At 67.3% G+C, this 18618-nt stretch carries 18 protein-coding genes and 2 pseudogenes; 4 read left to right on the top strand and 16 right to left on the bottom strand.

Annotated elements, in window-relative coordinates:
- Nucleotides 1–13: 13 nt before the first annotated feature.
- Both dapA and thyX read right to left on the bottom strand, forming a co-directional pair.
- Nucleotides 14–916 carry a 4-hydroxy-tetrahydrodipicolinate synthase gene (dapA, locus tag G6N24_RS13110; protein WP_085158243.1) on the bottom strand — a complete coding sequence of 301 codons (903 nt, stop codon included), beginning with the start codon at nt 914–916 and terminating at the stop codon, nt 14–16.
- 79 nt (nt 917–995) lie between these two features.
- Complete coding sequence (gene thyX, locus G6N24_RS13115; protein ID WP_085158333.1) at nt 996–1748, bottom strand: FAD-dependent thymidylate synthase; 753 nt, start codon at nt 1746–1748, stop codon at nt 996–998.
- Between the two features lie 236 nt (nt 1749–1984).
- On the opposite strand from thyX, the gene G6N24_RS13120 reads away from it, so the two are divergent.
- Nucleotides 1985–2281 carry a type II toxin-antitoxin system VapB family antitoxin gene (locus tag G6N24_RS13120; protein WP_232070555.1) on the top strand — a complete coding sequence of 99 codons (297 nt, stop codon included), beginning with the start codon at nt 1985–1987 and terminating at the stop codon, nt 2279–2281.
- A 264-nt stretch (nt 2282–2545) separates the two neighbouring features.
- On the opposite strand, the gene G6N24_RS13125 is transcribed toward G6N24_RS13120, so the two are convergent.
- From G6N24_RS13125 to G6N24_RS13145, 5 genes are all read right to left on the bottom strand, one after another.
- The gene (locus tag G6N24_RS13125) at nt 2546–4174 is read right to left on the bottom strand and encodes a class I SAM-dependent DNA methyltransferase (RefSeq protein ID WP_085158239.1); all 1629 of its coding nucleotides are present in this window, start codon (nt 4172–4174) and stop codon (nt 2546–2548) included.
- A gap of 296 nt (nt 4175–4470) precedes the next feature.
- Entirely contained in the window at nt 4471–5565 is a 1095-nt protein-coding gene (locus G6N24_RS13130) for a restriction endonuclease subunit S (RefSeq protein WP_085158237.1), read from the bottom strand.
- A complete protein-coding gene (locus G6N24_RS13135) occupies nt 5565–6791 on the bottom strand; it encodes a winged helix-turn-helix domain-containing protein (RefSeq protein WP_085158235.1) in 1227 nt (408 codons plus the stop codon). Before G6N24_RS13135 ends, G6N24_RS13130 begins: the two co-directional genes overlap by 1 nt.
- On the bottom strand, nt 6788–7267 hold the full coding sequence (locus G6N24_RS13140; RefSeq protein WP_139822258.1) for a dihydrofolate reductase: 480 nt from the start codon (nt 7265–7267) through the stop codon (nt 6788–6790). The genes G6N24_RS13135 and G6N24_RS13140 overlap by 4 nt, the downstream gene beginning before the upstream one ends.
- A 2-nt stretch (nt 7268–7269) precedes the next feature.
- Nucleotides 7270–8070 (bottom strand): thymidylate synthase, encoded by an 801-nt coding sequence (locus G6N24_RS13145; protein ID WP_085158231.1) that lies wholly within the window; start codon nt 8068–8070, stop codon nt 7270–7272.
- Between the two features lie 266 nt (nt 8071–8336).
- On the opposite strand from G6N24_RS13145, the gene G6N24_RS13150 reads away from it, so the two are divergent.
- Nucleotides 8337–9083, top strand: coding sequence for a dienelactone hydrolase family protein (locus G6N24_RS13150; protein ID WP_085158229.1), 747 nt, complete (start codon nt 8337–8339; stop codon nt 9081–9083).
- Nucleotides 9084–9149: 66 nt separating this feature from the next.
- On the opposite strand, the gene G6N24_RS13155 is transcribed toward G6N24_RS13150, so the two are convergent.
- Genes G6N24_RS13155 through G6N24_RS13165 form a run of 3 tightly spaced genes read right to left on the bottom strand, consistent with a single transcriptional unit; the run spans nt 9150 to nt 12192 of the window.
- Nucleotides 9150–10247: an acyl-CoA dehydrogenase family protein gene (locus G6N24_RS13155; RefSeq protein WP_085158227.1), complete on the bottom strand. Its 1098-nt coding sequence runs from the start codon at nt 10245–10247 to the stop codon at nt 9150–9152.
- Entirely contained in the window at nt 10244–11428 is a 1185-nt protein-coding gene (locus G6N24_RS13160; RefSeq protein ID WP_085158225.1) for an acyl-CoA dehydrogenase family protein, read from the bottom strand. Before G6N24_RS13160 ends, G6N24_RS13155 begins: the two co-directional genes overlap by 4 nt.
- Entirely contained in the window at nt 11425–12192 is a 768-nt protein-coding gene (locus G6N24_RS13165) for an SDR family oxidoreductase (protein ID WP_085158223.1), read from the bottom strand. Before G6N24_RS13165 ends, G6N24_RS13160 begins: the two co-directional genes overlap by 4 nt.
- Nucleotides 12193–12270: 78 nt before the next feature.
- Between G6N24_RS13165 and G6N24_RS13170 the strand changes: the two genes are divergently transcribed.
- Entirely contained in the window at nt 12271–12609 is a 339-nt protein-coding gene (locus G6N24_RS13170; RefSeq protein WP_085158331.1) for a PE-PGRS family protein, read from the top strand.
- A gap of 184 nt (nt 12610–12793) precedes the next feature.
- Here G6N24_RS13170 and G6N24_RS13175 read toward each other — a convergent pair whose 3' ends face one another.
- The 6 genes and pseudogenes from G6N24_RS13175 to dapB form a co-directional block, all read right to left on the bottom strand.
- Nucleotides 12794–13951, bottom strand: a complete 1158-nt coding sequence (locus G6N24_RS13175; RefSeq protein WP_085158221.1) for a PPE family protein — start codon at nt 13949–13951, stop codon at nt 12794–12796.
- A 60-nt stretch (nt 13952–14011) separates the two neighbouring features.
- On the bottom strand, nt 14012–14830 hold the full coding sequence (locus G6N24_RS13180; protein WP_085158219.1) for a PPE family protein, SVP subgroup: 819 nt from the start codon (nt 14828–14830) through the stop codon (nt 14012–14014).
- 330 nt (nt 14831–15160) lie between these two features.
- Nucleotides 15161–16279 (bottom strand): annotated as a pseudogene (locus G6N24_RS13185) (class I adenylate-forming enzyme family protein).
- Between the two features lie 14 nt (nt 16280–16293).
- On the bottom strand, nt 16294–16749 hold the full coding sequence (locus tag G6N24_RS13190; RefSeq protein ID WP_085158217.1) for a flavodoxin family protein: 456 nt from the start codon (nt 16747–16749) through the stop codon (nt 16294–16296).
- Nucleotides 16742–17203, bottom strand: coding sequence for a hypothetical protein (locus G6N24_RS13195; protein ID WP_085158215.1), 462 nt, complete (start codon nt 17201–17203; stop codon nt 16742–16744). Before G6N24_RS13195 ends, G6N24_RS13190 begins: the two co-directional genes overlap by 8 nt.
- Complete coding sequence (gene dapB / locus G6N24_RS13200; RefSeq protein ID WP_085158329.1) at nt 17200–17937, bottom strand: 4-hydroxy-tetrahydrodipicolinate reductase; 738 nt, start codon at nt 17935–17937, stop codon at nt 17200–17202. The genes G6N24_RS13195 and dapB overlap by 4 nt, the downstream gene beginning before the upstream one ends.
- Nucleotides 17938–18040: 103 nt before the next feature.
- Here dapB and G6N24_RS24620 point away from each other — a divergent pair.
- Nucleotides 18041–18301: pseudogene (locus G6N24_RS24620) on the top strand (DUF222 domain-containing protein); the annotation flags it as partial.
- Nucleotides 18302–18618 lie beyond the last annotated feature (317 nt).

Consider the following 18618-nt stretch of genomic DNA (forward strand, 5'->3'; position numbering starts at 1 on the left):
GCCGCCCTTTGGCTCACCTGAGCACCGAGGCCGCACGCATGTCGGCGGCCAACGCGTCGAGCTGCTGGGGTGTTGCGGGCATCTGAGGCAGCCGGGGATCGCCGACATCGATGCCCTGTAGCCGCAAGCCCGCCTTGGACAATGTCACCCCGCCCAGGCGGCCCATCGCGTTGCACAGCGGGGCGAGGCCGACGTTGATCTTGCGGGCGGTGGCGATGTCCCCGGATTGGAAAGCGGACAACAACTCTCGAAGCTGGCCCGCTGCCAGATGGCCGATCACGCTGATGAAGCCGACGGCACCCATCGCCAGCCAGGGCAGGTTCAGCTGGTCGTCACCGGAATAGTAGGCCAGGCCGGTTTCGGCCATGATCTGGCAACCGTTGTGCAGGTCAGCCTTGGCGTCCTTGACGCCGACGATGTTGGGGTGCTTGGCCAGCGCCCGGAGGGTGTCGGGCTCGATCGGCACTACCGACCGGCCGGGGATGTCGTAGAGCAGCATCGGCAGCTCGGTCGCGTCGGCGACGGCGGTGAAGTGTGCCCGCAGCCCGGACTGCGGCGGCTTCGAGTAGTAGGGCGTGACCACGAGCAGCCCGTGCGCGCCTTCCGCCGCGCAGGACTTGGCCAGCCGGACGCTGTGCGCGGTGTCATAGGTGCCCGCGCCGGCGACGACCCGCGCCCGGTCCCCCACCGCCTCCAGCACGGCCCGCAGCAACTCGAGCTTCTCGTTGTCGGTGGTGGTCGGCGACTCGCCGGTGGTTCCCGAGACCACCAGGCCGTCGCACCCCGCGTCCACCAGGTGGTTCGCCAGTCGCGCCGCGGCGGCGGTGTCGAGGGAACCGTCGGCGCCGAACGGCGTCACCATCGCCGTTAGCAGGGTTCCCAGGCGCGCGGGAACGTCGATTCCGACGGTGCTCACGGCTCCTTAGGTTACCTGCCCCTTAACCATTTGCCGCGAGGGCGCGTGTTTGTACATCTGCGCGCGCTCGCTCTGGGGCTCAGGCTTCGGTCGCGAGCGGGCTCGTCGCGACCTCGGTGCCGTCGGCCAGGGTGGAGACCTCGAAGTCGGCGAACACCGCCGGAGCGACCTCGACGAGCTGACGCAGGCAGGCGATGGCCAGGCGCCGGATCTCGACGTCGGCGTGCTCACTGGCCCGCATCGCGATGAAATGTCGCCAGGCCCGGTAGTTGCCCGTCACGACGATGCGGGTCTCGGTGGCGTTGGGCAGCACCGCGCGAGCGGCCTGGCGGGCCTGCTTGCGGCGCAACACGGCGTTTGGCTGGTCGGTGAACTTGGCTTCCAGCCTGGCCAACAGCTCGGCGTAGGTGGCACGGCTGGCATCGGCGGCGGCGGTCAGGATCTGCCGCAGCTCCGGGTCGTCCTCCATGCCCGGCGGCACCACCACCCGCGAGTCTTTTTCGGGGACGTAGCGCTGCGACAGCTGCGAGTAGGACAGATGCCGGTGGCGGACCAGCTCGTGGGTGCATGACCGCGAGATGCCGGTGATGTAGAACGACACGCTCGCGTGCTCGAGCACCGAAAAGTGCCCGACGTCGATGATGTGCTTGATGTAACCGGCGTTGGTCGCAGTCCGGGGATTGGGCTTGGACCAGCTCTGATAGCAGGCCCGCCCGGCGAACTCGACCAGCGCGGCGCCACCGTCGGCGTCCGTGGTCCACGGCACGTCCGGCGGCGCCTCGAACTCGGTCTTGGCGATCAGTTGCACGCGCAGCGGCGCGGTTTCGGCCACGGCGCTCACCTTAGCCTTAGCGGGGCGACGATGGGTGCCGTGCAACGGCGCGAGCTTGGGGCTACCCCAGCCGCGCTGGGGGCCTTCCCGCTTGCGGGGCCAGCGGGAGAGTCCGGCAATCGAGGCTAGCGGGGCGAGTCTGCGTTGGTGGCGTCGAGACTGCGCACAGCGCGTGCGTGCGGCCCGATCGGGCGCGCTGAGCGCAGTCTCGGCGCTGGGATCGTGTAGGGATGTCGATGAAGACCAACGTGAATCTTCCCGACGAGCTTCTGCGCGAGGCGCAGGAATTGGCTCGCCGCGAACGAACTACGCTGCGCGAGTTGATCGAGACCGGCCTATGCACCGTAGTCAAGCAACGATCCGGCTCCTCATCGCTCGTGCTCACCGATGCCAGTGTCGACGGCCAGGGATTACAGCCGGCGTTCCGCGGGGCGTCGTGGGACAAGATTCGCGACACCGTCTACGGCCACCCAACATCCCGGTGTTTGCCCATCGGCGGGACGCCGAGTTCCACTCCGCCGCGGCCGAGCTGATCAAGGAACTTGCCGAGGGCAAATCCGCATGGGCGATTCCCTGGCCATGCCTGCGCATCCGAAGATCTACAACCCGCCAAGCTCCCAATGCCCGGCTCGCTTCGCCAACGCTCTCCGTGCTCAGCGAGCCGGCAAGCTATTGGGACCGGCTTGAGACGACGCTCACGGCGGATAAGATCGTCGGATCTCCGGTGCACGACGCGCGAATAGCCGCACTTGCGGGAAACCGGAGGCGACCACCTTGATCACGCCCGCGGGCACGGGTCACCCACCGATTCGCTCCAACTGCTCGCGCACGACCCGCTCCAGCCGCGCCGACTCGTCGAACGCCGCCAGTAGCTCCTTCGTCAGCCGCGCAATCTTTTCGTCGATCGGCTCGCCGTCGTCCTCCGCCTCAGGGACGTCCACATACCGCCCCGGCGTTAGTGTGTAGTCAGCTGTCTTGATCTCCTGAAGAGTCGCCGACTTGCAAAATCCCGGAATATCTTCGTAAATAAGACGTTTCGCGACAGCCGACTTCGATCCCCGCCAGGCGTGATACGTATCGCCGATCCGGACGATCTCATCGTGCGTCAACGCCCGCTCAGCCCGGTCAACCATGTAGCCGAGCTCCCGAGCGTCGATAAATAGCACTTGCCCGGACCGGTCGATCGAACCCCGCTTTCCCGCCGTCTTGTCCTTGGCGAAGAACCATAGACACACCGGGATTCCGGTGCTGCGGAACAGCTGAGTGGGCAGCGCGACCATGCAGGACACCAGATCAGCTTCGATGATCTGAGCACGAATATCACCCTCGCCGTTGGTGTTCGACGACATCGAGCCGTTGGCCATCACCACTCCGGCCTTACCACCGGGCGCGAGCTTTGACAGGATATGTTGAATCCAGGCATAGTTCGCGTTGTTTGCCGGCGGCACGCCGAAGCGCCAGCGCGGGTCTTCCTCGTTGCGCGACCAGTGCTTAATGTTGAACGGTGGATTAGCCATCACGTAGTCCATCTGCACATCGGCATGCTGATCACTGGCGAACGTGTCGCCCCACCGAGCACCGAGGCCCTTGTTGTCGATGCCGTGAATGGCCAAGTTCATCTTGGCCATTCGCCAGGTCTCCTCGATGCTTTCCTGCCCGTAGATCGCGATGTCCTTCGGGTCGCCGTCGTGCTCGTAGATGAACTTCTCCGTTTGCACGAACATGCCGCCCGACCCACAGCACGGGTCATACACCCGCCCCCGTGACGGCTCCAACACCTCCACGATCACCCTCACCACGCTGGGCGGGGTGAAGAACTCCCCTCCCCGCTTGCCTTCCGCACGAGCAAAATTCCCGAGGAAGTATTCGTAGACCTCCCCCATCAGATCGCGGGCGCGGTGCTCACCCTGTCGGCTGAACCGCGCGCTGTTGAACAAGTCGATCAGCTCACCCAGCCGGCGCTGGTCGACGTTGTCTTTGTTGTACAACCGCGGCAGCGTCCCTGCGAGCCTCGGATTCGCCGTCATCACCGCGTCCATCGCCTCGTCGATCAGCTGGCCGACGTTCTTCGCGGCGTCGCCGCCGACCGCCGGTTTGCCTTTTGCGTTCTCGGCCAAGAACTTCCAACGAGCATTCGGCGGCACCACGAACACCCCGTAGCCGTGATATTCCTCGGGATCGTCGATCAGGTCTTCGATCTGCGACTCGTCTAACCCATCGGCGGACAGTTCGGCCCGAATCGCTTCTCGTCGTTCGTCATACGCGTCCGACACGTACTTCAAGAACACCAGACCCAGGATCACGTCCTTGTACTGGCTAGCCGACAGCGATCCGCGCAGCCTGTCGGCGGCCTTCCAGAGCGTGTCCTTGAGCTCTTTCATGGTCGACGGCACCTGCCGCTCCGGCTGCTGTTTCCTCGGAGGCATCGGAGAATTCCTTCCTGTTTCTCGTCTCTCGGCCGCGCCCTCGCCGGGCGTGGTGGGGTGGGCATCGAGCGTCCGGGCACCGGCAGCAACCCGTCGATCAGTACCTTCTTCAGGTCACACGCCGCATCGGATCTGCGCCACGCCTCACGTTCGAACTCGTCGGTCCGCACAAGCGCCCCTTCGAGCCGCGCAGCCTCTTCGAGCCGCATCGCGGGAATACTCCATATCTTCCATTCGCTTCCGGCAAGGGCCATCTCATTGATCACCCTCGCGAGCAACCCATGTGGGTAGACCATCTACACCATGGCCCTTGCGACGGGCTCGGCACCCTTGACCCCGACGTTGCCGGACATTAGAAGCGCGAGCAGGGCATCGCGACGCGACGACAAGTGCGCGGATTCGATTCGTCGCCCATGACAGAGCGCACCCAGGCGCGCAATCGCCTTCGCTTGTCCGGGGGTCAACCCCCGGACATCGCGCACCCGAACCCGCAGGAGGTCATGCGGTCGGATTCGTTGGCGGCTTCCGGTCACGCCCGCGACCATCTGTTGGAGGCTTGCTGACAGATCAGGTTGTCGTAGCGCTGACCACACCGCCGAAGTACTGACGCCAATTGGCCGCAGAACTACGAATTCCGTACTTGCCAGAGCCATTTCTGGCGGCAGACTCGTCACATTCCAGATTCGTGGAATTCTCGGATTCAGCTTGGCCAATAATACACACGGCCCTGACAAAACGAACTTGGTGCTTTTGATCGTTCGACCATCGACGCGGGTTGGCTGAGCGCCGTCATCGAAGGCCGGGAGGCTGTAATAAGCGACTTTGTCATCGAATTTCCGAGGATCAAGACACGCGGTCAACCGTCTCGCCAGCCTCGACAAAGGCACGTAATCAGAGATGCGCCCGACGATCGCAAGCATCAACGCCTCCGCGGCTTCGATGACGCGGTCGTTGGCGGCCAACTTGTCGTCCAAGGCACCGAGGATGTTGCCAATTCGAGGGCGATCGGGCCCTGCGACGGCCTGGACCGAAACGTTTCGAAGAATACTCTGACTCAACAGGGGTTGTCCCGAGCCGACCCGATATCGATTTAGTCCGCAGCACTGCAGTGCGTAATACCAATATCGCGTTTCCGAGGGGAATTTCGCGCGACAGACGAGTGCGTTGTCGGTTACCCAGGCATCGGACTCGTGGTAGTACAAGCTACCGCAATTCGAACCAACGCGACCGATTATTATTAGCGGCCCGCGAGCATTGTGCTCGGCCGCATACCCGATAACGCCATTGGCGCCATAGACGGGATAGCGGCCGTCAGACCCTCGCGCTGGCGAAACATTTCCGCTGGCGAAATCGAGGTGATCACCAAGCCGTTCTCTCTGTGCGCCGCACATCAGCTGGCTCGCCTGGCTGCCGTGCGTAGCTCCCCCGCGAGATCCCCGCGGTCGGACACGGTGACGCCGCCCAACCCCAGCCACGCCGCCATCGACTCCAGCTCACCGGCCAGCGCCGCGGCAACCCGGGCCCGCGACGTACCCGGCTCCCCGAACGCCCCCAGCACACGCAGCGTGTCGGCGGCCCGGTCGGCCTTGAGGTCCACCCGCGCGACCAGCTGCCCGTCCAGCAGCAGCGGCCACACGTAATAGCCGTACCGGCGCTTGCTCGCCGGGGTGTAAATCTCGATGCGGTAGTGGAAGTTAAACAGCCGCTCTACCCGGGGCCGGAAGAAGATCAACGGGTCGAACGGACACAGGAGCGCCGTGCCGCGGTCCACGCGCGGCACCGTCCGGCCAGCCCGCAGATACGCCGGTGCCGCCCAGCCCTCGACGTCCAGCTTCTCGATCTCCCCGGCGGCCAGCAGGTCGGCCAGGGCCGGCTTCACCTGTTGAGCCGACAACCGGAAGTAGTCGCGGATGTCGGCCTCGGTGCCCACTCCGAGCGCGGTGGCCGCGCGCAGCGTGAGCTCGCGGACGGCGTCGTCGTCGTCGATCTCGCGGGCCAGCACATCGGGCGGCAGCACCCGCTCCACCAGGTCGTAGTGGCGGGCGAAACCGACCCGGGTCGCGGTCGTGAGCACGCCGGAGGCGAACAGCGCCTCGGCGACCCACTTGGTGTCGCTGCGCCTGTCGCTGCGCCCCCACCAGGGTCCTCTCGCGCCACGCGGTTCGGCCTCGAGGTGCGCCTCGATCTGACCGGCGGTGCTCGGCCCGAGCTCGGCGACGGCCGCAACGACGTCGTCGGCGAGCTCCGGGTTGGCCTTGACGATGTGGCTGCCCCACCGGCCGTGCCGGTACCGGCGCATCCGCCAACGCAGCAGCGGCCAGTCGTCGACGGCCATCAGCGCAGCCTCGTGCGCCCAATACTCCACCAGCAGCCGGGTCCTCGAGAGGCCCCAGGCCGCGCGGTCCAGCACGCCGCGATCGTACGGGCCGAGCCGGCTGTACACCGGCGCATAGTGGGCGCGCACCGCCACCGACACCGAATCCAGCTGCAGCACTTGGATCCGCGAGATCAGCCGCCTGAGATGCGCGCGGGCGATCGCGCCGGCCGGTTTGGGCTCGGCGAACCCTTGTGCCGCGACCGCCACCCGGCGGGCCTGCGCGGCCGTAATGGTGCTCATGAGCGGCGGTAGCTGTGAAACCGGTACCGTAACCCGGCACGGCTGGTCAGCCACTCCCCGGGCTCGCCCACCCAGGCCTCGTCGAGCACCGGGGCCAGCGCGTCGTCGTCATCGCGCGGCAGGTCAATGTCGACCTCGGTGACCTCGCAGCGGGTGGCCAGCGGCAGCGCGAGCAGATAGATCTGCTCGCCGCCGATCACCCACGCCTCGGGGTCGGTCAGGGCTTCGTCGAGTGCGTCGACCACCTCCACTCCGTCAGCCATGAAGCCAGTCTGACGGCTCAGTACGACATTTCGGCGGCCGGGCAGCGGCCTGGATCTGGCCGGCAGGGAATCCCAGGTCCGCCTGCCCATCACGACTGTGTGGCCCATGGTGAGCCGCTTGAAGCGGGCCAGGTCCTCGGGCAGCCGCCACGGGATGTCACCGCCGCGGCCGATGACACCGGACGTCGACTGAGCCCAGATCAGGCCCACCACCGTCATACGGCCACTGGCGCCTTTATCGCCGGATGCGGATCGTAGTTCTTGACGACGATATCGTCGTAGGTGTAGTCGAAGATCGAATCCCTAGGCGCTAGAACGAGTTCCGGATACGGCCGCGGGTCGCGCGTGAGCTGGAGCTGTACCTGCTCGACGTGGTTGTCGTAGATGTGGCAGTCGCCGCCGGTCCAGACGAACTCGCCGACGTCCAGGTCGGCCTGGGCGGCCATCATGTGCGTCAGCAGGGCGTAGCTGGCGATGTTGAACGGCACACCGAGGAACAGGTCGGCGCTGCGCTGGTAGAGCTGACAGCTCAGCCGCCCGTCGGCGACGTAGAACTGGAAGAACGCGTGACACGGCGGCAGCGCCATCCGCGGGATGTCGCCGACGTTCCATGCCGACACGATGATGCGCCGGGAATCAGGGTCTGTGCGCAGCAAATCCAGCGCCGCGCTGATCTGGTCGATGTGCTCACCTGAAGGCACCGGCCAGGATCGCCACTGCACGCCGTAGATCGGCCCGAGATCGCCTGTGTCACTGGCCCACTCGTCCCATATGGTGACTCCATGTTCGTGTAGCCACCCGACGTTGGAGTCGCCGCGCAAGAACCACAGCAACTCGTAGACCACCGACTTGAAATGCACCCTCTTGGTGGTGAGCAGCGGGAAGCCGGCCGCCAGGTCGTAACGCAATTGCTGACCGAACAAGCTGCGGGTGCCGGTGCCGGTACGGTCGGCTTTGGCCGCACCCCTGTCGAGCACCACGCGCAGCAAATCCTCGTAGGGCGTGGCAATCCGCACGCGGTCAGCTTAGCGGCGATCGCGAGCACGGCGAAGCCGGGCGCGGCGGGTCGGCGCCAAAGAATCCAGCGGCGATCGCGAGCACGGCGAAGCCGGGCGCGGCGGGTCGGCGCCAAAGAATCCAGCGGCGATCGCGAGCACGGCGAAGCCGGGCGCGGCGGGTCGGCGCCAAAGAATCCAGCGGCGATCGCGAGCACGGCGAAGCCGGGCGCGGCGGGTCGGCGCCAAAGAATCCAGCGGCGATCGCGAGGAGTAGAACGGGTGTCATGCCGAAAGTCAGCGATCGCGTGGCAACTCCCGACGGCACTTGCAACGTCCGGTTATTCACCCCTGAAGGCTCGGATCTCCAAGGCCCATGGCCGGGGGTGATCATGTTCCCCGACGCGGGCGGCGTGCGCGAAACGTTCGACCAGATGGCGGCCAAGCTGGCCGGATTCGGTTATGCCGTGCTGCTGCCGGACGTGTACTACCGCGAGGGCGACTGGGCCCCGTTCGACATGGTCACCGTGTTCGGCGACGCGAAAGAACGCGCACGGATCATGTTCATGATTGGCACCGTCACGCCGGATCGGATCACCCGCGACGCCGCCGCGTTCTTCGACTACCTGGCCAGCCGCCCCGAGGTCACCGGCCAGCGATTCGGCGTCTGCGGCTACTGCATGGGTGGGCGGATATCGGTGCTGGTGGCCGGCCGTCTTCCGGACCGGGTCGCCGCCGCGGCGTCGTTCCACGGCGGCGGCCTGGTGACCGACAGGCCGGACAGCCCGCACCTGCTGGCCGACCGGATGAGCGCGACCGTGTACGTCGGGGGAGCCGAGAACGACGCGTCGTTCACCCCCGAGCACGCCGAACGGCTTGACAAAGCGCTGACGGCGGCCGGCGTGCGGCACACCATCGAGTGGTACCCGGCCGCCCATGGCTTCGCGGTCCCGGATAACCCGCCCTACGACGCCGCCGCCGACGAGCGGCATTGGACCGCAATGGTGGACACTTTCGGCGCCGTGCTCGGCTAGCCCCCGCGAGGAGTCGCAAAAGCCCCATTTTCGTGCCGAAAATGGGGCTTTTGCGACTGCTCACCATTAAGAGACCGGGAGGTCGACCAACTCAGCTAGCCGGCTCCGGTGCCGATAGGCGGTGCCGAGGGCCAGCTGGTCGCTCTTGGCCCGCTTCAGGTACAGGTGCGCGGGATACTCCCACGTCATCCCGATGCCGCCATGCAACTGCACGCACTCCTCCGCGGCGTGCACCGCGACACCGCTGCAATAGGCCTGCGCGATGGCCACGGCGATGGCCGCGTCGTCGTCGCTGCGGGCACAGGTGTCGGCGGCGTATCGAGCCGCCGCCGTGGCCGAACCGACCTCGAACCACAGATCCGCCAGCCGGTGCTTGATAGCCTGATACGAGCCGATCGCGCGGCCGAACTGCTTGCGGTCCTTGACGTAGGTCAGTGTGGTGTCGAAACACCACTGCGCGACCCCGAGTTGCTCGGACGCGAGCAGCGCCGCCCCCGTATGCAGTGCCGCCTGCACCGAAGCAGCCGCCGCCCCAACCCGCGACGACTCCACGCCCGAAAACCGCACGTCGGCAATCGGTCTGGTCATATCCAGCGCGAGCAGCGGCGACACCTCGAGGCCGGCCGCCTCGCGCGAAACGGTATGCAGCTCAAGCCCATCCGCGCCGGCGACCGGCACCACCAGCACGTCGGCCTCGCTGGCGCCCGCGACGGAGCTGACGCGTCCGGTCAGCCCGTCGACTTCGTAGCTCACCCCGGCGACCGGATCGGCCGGCGCGGTGGACACCGGCACCACCAGCGCCGCGGTGATCGCACCGACAGCCAACTCCGACAGGGTTTCGCTGTCGCCGGCATGCAGCAGCGCGACGGTGGCCAGCACGGCGCTGGACAGGAACGGCACCGGCGCGACGGCCCGGCCGATCTCCTCCATGACGACTGCGGCCACGCGAGCACCCGCGCCGGCCCCACCGAGCGACTCGGGCACCAGCAGCCCCGCCACCCCCAGCTCGGCGGCCAGCGTTTGCCAGAGTGCCGAAAAGTCCGGTGGCGCCGAATCATAGGCACGCGCCACCAATTCCGGCGGGCACCTTTCGGCGAACAGGCACCGAACGCTGTCCCGCAACGCCTCCTCGGTGTCGGAGTAGAGCAGATCCCCGGTGCTCACCGCGGCAGGTCCTTCCAGGCGACGGTCTTGTCGACACGGTGCTCGCCCGGCAGGCCCAGCACCCGCTCGGAAATCGTGTTGCGCAGGATCTCCGAGGTGCCACCCTCGATCGAATTGCCGCGCGCCCGCAGGTAGCGATACCCGGGCCCGCGGCCGATCAGGTCGACCGTTTCGGGCCTGCGCAGGGTCCAGTCGTCGTAGCGCAGCCCGGATTCGGCATGCAGCTCGATCTCGAATCCGGAAATCGCTTGTGCGAGACGGGCAAAGGCCACCTTCATTCCGGCGCCCTGCGGGCCGGGCTGACCGGTGGCGGCCTGCTGCCGCAGCCGCTCACCGGTAAGGCGGACAACCTCGGCTTCGACCCACAGCCGCATCATCTCGTCGTGCATCGCCGGGTTGCGCAGCGCGGGCTCGTCTCGCCAGGCCGCGGTGACCCTGCCGATATGACCGCCCTCCCTGGGGATTCCGGTTCGCGAGCCAATGGCGACGCGCTCGTTGTTGAGTGTGGTCGTCGCCACCCGCCACCCGCCGCCTTCGGCGCCCAGCCGGTTCGCGTCGGGCACCCGGACGTCGGTCAGGAACACTTCGTTGAACTCCGCTTCGCCGGTGATCTGGCGCAGCGGACGGATGTCGATGCCCGGTTGCCTCATGTCACACAGGAAGTACGTCAGGCCAGCGTGTTTGGGCACGTCGGGGTTGGTGCGCGCGACAAGGATGGCCATCTGCGCGTGTTGCGCCATCGACGTCCACACCTTCTGCCCGTTGACAATCCAGTCGTCACCGTCGCGAACGGCCCGGGTTGCCACGGCGGCCAAGTCGGATCCGGCTCCCGGCTCGCTAAACAACTGGCAGTACAGGTGTTCGCCAGTAAACAACGGGCGCAGGAACTTTCGCTTCTGTTCGTCGGTCCCGAACGCGGCGATCGTGGGTGCCGCCATGCCGATACCGATGATGTTCCTGCCGCCGCCTGGCGGCGGCGCGCCCGCGGCGGCCAGTTGGGCATCGACCTGCGCCTGATAGGTGGGCGGCAGGCCGAGCCCTCCGTTACCCCGCGGAAAGTGCACCCAGGCCAGGCCCGCGTCGAACCGCGCGCCAAGGAAATCTTGCGGGTCGCTGGTGATGGGGTCGTGCTCGTCGAGCAGCGCCCGCACCCTGGCCTGAAGGTCGGCTTCGGTAGTCATCGGGCCTGAAAGCCCTGCGCCGGCCCGAGCAACAGGCCACCGTCGACGACCAGCGTCTCCCCGGTAATCCAGCTGGCCGCGTCCGAAACCAGGAAGGCGACCGCGTCGGCCACATCGGCCGGCTCACCGATCCTTCCGAGCGCAATCGAGCGCGCCAACGCGTCCTCGTGGTCCTTCCAGAGCGCCTCGGCGAGCCGGGTTCGCACCACGCCCGGGCAGATTGCATTGACCCGGATGCGCGGCGAAAGTTCCAGCGCCAGTTGCTTGGTGACGTGGATCAGCGCCGCCTTGGTGGCGTTGTACATGCCCATGGCCGGCGATTGGTGCATGCCGCCGACGGAGGCGGTGTTGACGATCGCGCCGCCGTGCTCACCCATCCATGACTTGACGACGAGCGACGTCCACAGCAACGGGGCCCACAGGTTGACGTCAAAGATCTTGCTGAAGCGGGCGTGGTCCTGGTCGATCAGCGGGCCGTACGCCGGGTTGGTGCCAGCGTTGTTGACCAGCATGTCCACGCCGCCGAAGCGTTCGAGCGTGAGGTCGATGCAGCGCCGCGCGGCCTCCTCGTCGACCGCGTGCGCGCCCACGCCCACGGCCCGGTCTCCGACCTGCGCCGCCGCCGCATCGGCGGCCTCCTGCTTACGGGCGGTGAGCACCACGTTGGCGCCCGCCTCGGCCAGGCGTTGCCCGATCGCCAACCCGATTCCCCTGGAGGCGCCGGTGACTATCGCGGTGCGGCCGGTCAGATCCATTGAGGTCATAGCGCCCGATTCCTTGTGCCATGTTTTGCACATGCTTGGACGTGGTATGCGAAAAGAATGTTAGCGAAATTCAACCTCATGAAACCACTGGTGGCGGCCGGGGCTATCGCTACAGCGATCGCTGCGGCACCAGCGGCGTCAGCCGGGGGTTTTACCGCTGGTTCTGCTGGTCCCCCGATGACCACCACTACGGTTACTCACTTCTTCCCAGCAAATGAACCCGGCGGCGGCGGCTGCGACGCCAACGGCAACTGCGGCTCCGGGGGCGTGAACAGCGGCCCGGGCGGCGGTCCCGGGGGCCAAGGCTGCATCCCGGGCGTCGGTTGCGGTTCCGGCGGCCAGTTCTGGGGCCCCGACCTGGTGCCGGGCGGCGGCGGCTGCATCCCGGGCGTCGGCTGCGGCGGCGGCCACGGATAGCAGGGGCGGCGGCGCCGTTCCGTCGGGGCTGTCGGCGCGACACCGGTGTAGGTTGCGACCGTTCGGGTGTCCAGTTCGGTTGCCGCACGGCCGATTCGGAGCGCGATCTCGCCACGGTGGTCGGCCGCATAGCGGTCATGTTGCGGGCGCGGCGGTCAACCGAGCGACATGCCCCTTACTGGCGTCACACCACCACTTGCTTGGGCATAACGATCGGCTTGAACCCGTATCGCGGGCCCGCGTAGGCACCGGTGCCCTTGGTTGCCGAGGCCATCCCCGGCATCCCGGGCATACCGGCGATCGGCGCGGCTTCGTCGGGGACGGCCCAGCCGCTGCCTTCCAACGCTGTGGCGCCCGGAGTCATCGCCGGGGCGGCGCTGGACCAACTCGCCGGCACCGACAGGCCGCCGACCGCGGAGGCCTTGCCCAGACCCGCGACCATCGCTGTGCCGGCGCCCGCCGGTGTCACGGCTTGCGACAAGCTGGCTGCGCCCGCGGCGGCCGGGGCGGCGGCAGCAGCTGCGGGTGCGGCGCCGGCAAGAACATGGTGCAGGAGTACCGCGTTGGGGATGGTGTTCATGACAAACCACGCCGCGGTGTTGACCGCACCGTTGATGGCGTTTTGCACGAACGGAATGTCGAGCAGCCCCAGAATGTCATCGATGATTCCGCCCAGCCCCGTCGCCTGGACCGGGGAGGCCAGCCCCATCACCGCGTTGGGCAAGTTGCTGATCAGGTTGCCCAGGCCCACCTGCGCGACGGTGGCCGACGCGGCGGCTTGACTGACCGCGGCGGCCTGGCTCGCCACTCCGGCCGGGTTGGTGATCTGCGACGGCGCGATCAATGGGTTCAACGTGCCGGCGGCCGCCGAGGACGCCGCGTAGCCGTACATGGCCAGAGCGTCCTGGGCCCACATTTCGGCGTAGTGGGCCTCGGTCGCCATGATCGCCGGTGTGTTCTGGCCCAGGATGTTCGTCGCCACCAGCGCTGCCAGCAGCGCCCGGTTGGCCGCCACCTCGGCGGGTGGCACCGTCGTGGCAAACGCCGTCTCGAAGGCGGCCGCCGACGCGGTGGCCTGCGAGCCGGCGCGCTGCGCGCACTCGGCGGTGTAGGCCAGCCAGGCCACGTATGGCTGGGCCGCGGCGGCCATCGCCATCGACGCGGGACCCGTCCACCGCTCGGTGGTCAGCTGCGTGATCACCGACTCGAAGGACGATGCTGTGGTGCTCAACTCGACGGCTAGGGCATTCCACGCCGCCGCCGCGGCCATCATCGGTGCCGCGCCCGCGCCGGCGTACATGCGTGCGGAGTTGATCTCAGGGGGCAAAGCTCCGAAATCCATTTTTCCTATCCGTTCCTTATCGGCTTTCGCTGGTTGGTGTCGATTGGGCGACCACGTCGGCTAGCCGACCGCAGGCTTTGGCATGACGATCGGCTTGACGCCGTAGCGCGGCGCCCCGAAGCCGGCGCTGTTGCGTGTTGCGGAGGCCAGCCCCGGCATTCCGGGAATGACGGTTCCCGGGGCGGCCTGCGGCGCGGCGGCGGTCCAGCCTGCGCCCGGTAACGTGCTACTGCTCGATACCAGGGTGGCCGGACCGGCCCAGCTGGGTGGTGCCGCCATCACGCCGATCGAGGATGCCTCGCCCACACTGGCCGCGACCGGGGCCGCGCCGAAGGCTGCTGCCGCCCCCAACTCCCCCAGGCCTGCGCCCTCCGCGCCGGCAGCGCCGGCGGCTTCGGCGGCTTCCTCGCTACCGACCTCGGCGGCAACGAGGCCGCCGCCCGTCAACCCGAGCAGGTCCGACGCGGCCGAGGCCCAGTTCCCAACCCCGATGTTGAAGAGGTTGGCGATATCGGACACCCAAGGCGGCACCGGATTCGGCGCCGCGCCGAGGATGCTCGCGATACCCGACAGGGGTGAAGCCGCCGCGGACGAGTTGGCGGCCTCGGTGGCCGCATATGTGCCGGCGCTGATCCCGAGGGTGTGCACGAACATCTCGTACATGGCTTGAGCCTCGGCGTTGACCTGCTGGTAGAGCGTGCCGTATGCCGTGAACAATGACGCCTGCAGCGCCGAAACCTCATCCGCGGCCGCGGGAATCACGCCCGTGGTGGTCGGGGCCACTGCGGCCGCGTTCTGGGCGTCCATCGCTGAGCCAATCGTCTGCAGCTTGCCCGCTGCCGCCGCCAACTCTTCAGGCTGAGTCGTCAGGAATGACATCTGTTGCTCCTCATGTTTGAACGGTGCCGACCCGCATCGGCTCCTGTGAATTTGCTGATCAGATTCTGCGGATTAGCTGACCAGTGTCTGTGTGTCGGGATAAGACTAACGATGCGCACCCCCGCAGTCCCGGCCGAAAGGCGCCGGTGATGAATCCAGTTACGGCTTCTTAACGCTGGCGCCGGCAGTCTTAACATTGCCCTTTCGAGCGTGTCATCTGGCCGGGGGCACCCGCACTGGAATGCACAAGAATTGAGGCACGCGGCGGGCGACGCCACGCACGCGTGCCGGTCATCGGAGCGGAGAACCCCACTTCACCTGTTCGCGGAGCTAGCCCTTGAGCAGTTTGCCGCCGGCGTTGCGTGGCAACTCGCTGTCTACCACCGTGACGTATCGCGGAACCTTGACGTCGGCGAGCCGCTCGCGGCAGTGGTCGATCACCGCGGTCACGTCGATGTGGTCCCGGCCGCCGAACAGGATCGCGCCCACCTTCGCAGGCGTCGACGACTTTGGGGGCCGCCAGCAACACGGCCTCGACCTCGACGAGAATGTCTCCAGACCTTCGGTTGATGATGTCCTTGAGTCGATCGATGATGCGCACCCGACCCCCGTCGTCGACCCGGACGGCGTCGCCGGTGCGCAACCAACGGTCGACTATCGCCGCCGCAGTGGCGTCGGGCCGGTTCCAGTAGCCGGCCGTCACGTTGGCTGCGCGCACCACCAACTCACCCCAGACCGGGCTCGTCGCCGTATGGGATCAGGCCAAGGTGCCCCGAAGGGACCGGATATCCGACCGAATCGGCGTGCGCGACGGCATCGCGGTCATCAGCGACGCGGTTTCGGTCATGCCGTAGCCGTTGAACACCGTGACCTGCGGCAACGCGTTCTTCACCGCCCGCACCAACCACGGTACTGATCGGCGCGCCCCGGTAGCCCACCCAACGGACCCCCCTGGAAGGCAAAGTCCTTGTGCCGCAACACTAATGAATACACCGCCGGGACGGTCACCAGCAACGAGATCCGTTCGGCGGGCAGCGCGGCGATCAATTGGTCGACGTCGAGCGCGGGCATGAACACCGACGTTCCCCGACGCGGGCGGCAAACAGCAGCTGTGAGTTGCAACCGGTCACATGGAACAGCGGTACCGAGATTAGGGTGCGCATCCCCTCACCGAGATCCGTTGGCAGTCCTAGACATCGGAACCCGTTCCCCCGAGGTGTAAAACAGCGCGGCCGTGTCTTCGGGGCCGAGCTTTTCGGTCACGTAGGGTTCGGCGTCGGGCAACGCCGTGTCCGGTGTCAGGTCCAGGCGCGCACCGGCGTCGTCAACCTGCTCGGCGAGCATGTCCAGCAGGGTGGCGGGCAGCTCCTGGTGGCGGGGGACGCCATTGGAGTCGGGGGAAACACCCGCGGTTGGGAACGGGTCCTGGTCGCGGGGAATCTCGGCTATTTCGGGCACTTTCGCTACTCCATCAACGTTGCGGCCAACGTGCCGCCCAGTTCGTAGGCGCGCTCGCGCGCCGCGGCGTCGATGGCGCCGACAACCTCCAGCACGTCGGCGACCCGGCTCAGCGACAACCCGGCCGCCAGCTTGCCGACGGCGGCGGCGGCGCCGACGGTGTCGTTATTGCCGTGGACCCACAGACCGTAGGGGCGGCCCGCCACGTGGTCGAGGCTCGGGTAGTAGACGGTGTCGAAGAAGTGCTTGAGCGCCCCCGACATGTAGCCGAAGTTGGCGGTGGTGCCGAACAAGTAGCCGTCGGCGTCGAGCATGTCCGGGATGGTCGCGGCCAGCGCCGGCCTCGAGACTACGTCGACGCCTTCGATCTCGGGGTCGTGGGCTCCGGCGAGCACCGCTTCGAGGAGTTCGCGAGTGGTTGGCGACGGGGTGTGGTGGACGATGAGCAGCGTCTTACTCATTGGCCCGCGTCTGCAGTTCGACAGCGGTCTTCATGGCTTCCCGGGCTCGGCGCCGGTCCCCCGCATAGTCGTAGGCACGCGCCAACCGGTACCAGCGACGCCAGTTGCCAGGGTCGCCTTCCAGCTCGCAACGCACGGCGTCGAACAGCGCGTCGGCCGCGTCTGGCTGAATGCGGCCCGACGGCCGTCGCGGCAGCGCGCTGACATCGAGCTCCATGTCGTCTTCGGCGATAAGCCGGGCCAGCCTCTGGTGCGCGAAACCGGCCCGCAGGGTAGCGATCATCGCCCACACCCCGAGCCCGGGCATGATCAGCAGCGCCACCCCCAGCCCCACGGCGGCGGCGTGGCCCGAGCCGATCATCGCGACCGCGAGGCGGCCAAGCATGACGAAGTACGCCAGCAGCGCCACGCACATGAAGGCGATGAGGAGCTGGATACGTACGATGCTTGTCATTGCAAATTGAGCAGCGGCTCAAGACCGACGGTCAGTCCGGGGCGTTCGCGGATGCGGCGAACCGCCAACAGCACACCCGGCACGAACGACGAGCGGTCGAGGCTGTCGTGGCGGATGGTCAGCGTCTCCCCCTCGGTACCGAACAGCACCTCTTGGTGCGCGACCAAGCCGGCCAGCCGCACCGCATGCACCGGAATCCCGTCGACGTCGGCGCCGCGCGCCCCGGGCAGGCTGGTGCCGGTTGCATCGGGGTTGGGCGGCAAGCCCTTTCGGGCCTCGGCGATCAGCTTGGCGGTACGCGTGGCGGTGCCCGAGGGCGCGTCCGCCTTGTGGGGGTGATGCAGCTCGACGACCTCCGCCGAGTCGAAGAAGGGTGCGGCCTGCCGGGCGAAACGCATGCACAACACCGCCCCGATTGCGAAATTCGGCGCGATCAGCACCGATGTGGCCGGTTTCTCGGCCAGCCACGTTTGAACTTGCTGCAGCCGCTCGGCGGTGAAGCCCGTCGTGCCCACCACGGCATGAATTCCGTTGTCGATCGAGAACTTTAGATTGTCCATCACCACGTCCGGGTGGGTGAAGTCGATGACGATCTCGGTGTTGGCGTCGGTCAGCAGAGTCAGCGGATCGCCGGCGTCCACCTGCGCGGACAGCGTCAGATCCTCGGCGGCCTGGACCGCCGCTACCATCGTCGCCCCCACTTTGCCTTTGGAGCCCAGCACGCCTACCCGCATGGTCTTCACCCTAGACCGGGCGGGTTTGTCCACAGTTCGGCGTCTGTCCACAGCTGTCGGCCTTGGGACGTTATCCGTGTCACGGGTCGACTATGATTCGAATATGCGTTCGATAGATGTCCTGCTGGACGGGCTCGACGAGGCCGTGGCGGCGATCGGTGACGTCAACTTCGACGCGTTCGACCCCGTTATCCGGCTGCGCGCGCTGGAGCGGCTGCAGACGACCCGCCGGCGCCAGGTGGCGCTCAGTCACGACGTGATCGCGGGGCTGGCCAAAGAGGATCCCGCCGACATCGGCGGCCCGGTGCACAAGGTGGTCGCCGACTGGCTGCGGATCAGCTGCGCCGAGGCGCGCCGCCGGGTCTATGCCAAGGACCGCGGCTGCACCCACCTGGCTGCGACGTCCCCGGCTATTGGTGTGAAGTCCACCACGTCGACGACTGGGCCGCCGGCGGCCACACCAACGCCGACAAACTCACCTTCGCCTGCACGCCCAACCACAACAGGCCGGACCAGACTGGCGCACAAGAAAACTCCCAACGGCCACACCGAATGGATCCCACCCCAAAAACCACGACCACGGCCTACCAAGAACCAACGACTCCCCGAACGCCTCCGCACCGACGGCGAGGAGCGGGCGGGTCCATGACGTCGCGCTTACCGCGGCGACTACACGCCACC

The sequence above is a fragment of the Mycobacterium lacus genome, from assembly GCF_010731535.1.
GTDB lineage: Bacteria > Actinomycetota > Actinomycetes > Mycobacteriales > Mycobacteriaceae > Mycobacterium > Mycobacterium lacus.

Excerpts from the sequence above, each read along its gene's own strand:
- G6N24_RS13120 (WP_232070555.1), top strand. The coding sequence starts at position 1,985 with ATGAAGACCAACGTGAATCTTCCCGACGAGCTTCTGCGCGAGGCGCAG.
- dapB (WP_085158329.1), bottom strand. The coding sequence starts at position 17,937 with ATGCGGGTAGGCGTGCTGGGCTCCAAAGGCAAAGTGGGGGCGACGATG.
- G6N24_RS13195 (WP_085158215.1), bottom strand. The coding sequence starts at position 17,203 with ATGACAAGCATCGTACGTATCCAGCTCCTCATCGCCTTCATGTGCGTG.
- G6N24_RS13130 (WP_085158237.1), bottom strand. The coding sequence starts at position 5,565 with ATGTGCGGCGCACAGAGAGAACGGCTTGGTGATCACCTCGATTTCGCC.
- G6N24_RS13160 (WP_085158225.1), bottom strand. The coding sequence starts at position 11,428 with ATGACTACCGAAGCCGACCTTCAGGCCAGGGTGCGGGCGCTGCTCGAC.
- G6N24_RS13175 (WP_085158221.1), bottom strand. The coding sequence starts at position 13,951 with ATGGATTTCGGAGCTTTGCCCCCTGAGATCAACTCCGCACGCATGTAC.
- G6N24_RS13125 (WP_085158239.1), bottom strand. The coding sequence starts at position 4,174 with ATGCCTCCGAGGAAACAGCAGCCGGAGCGGCAGGTGCCGTCGACCATG.
- G6N24_RS13190 (WP_085158217.1), bottom strand. The coding sequence starts at position 16,749 with ATGAGTAAGACGCTGCTCATCGTCCACCACACCCCGTCGCCAACCACT.
- G6N24_RS13170 (WP_085158331.1), top strand. The coding sequence starts at position 12,271 with ATGAAACCACTGGTGGCGGCCGGGGCTATCGCTACAGCGATCGCTGCG.
- G6N24_RS13180 (WP_085158219.1), bottom strand. The coding sequence starts at position 14,830 with ATGTCATTCCTGACGACTCAGCCTGAAGAGTTGGCGGCGGCAGCGGGC.
- G6N24_RS13165 (WP_085158223.1), bottom strand. The coding sequence starts at position 12,192 with ATGACCTCAATGGATCTGACCGGCCGCACCGCGATAGTCACCGGCGCC.
- G6N24_RS13135 (WP_085158235.1), bottom strand. The coding sequence starts at position 6,791 with ATGAGCACCATTACGGCCGCGCAGGCCCGCCGGGTGGCGGTCGCGGCA.
- G6N24_RS13150 (WP_085158229.1), top strand. The coding sequence starts at position 8,337 with ATGCCGAAAGTCAGCGATCGCGTGGCAACTCCCGACGGCACTTGCAAC.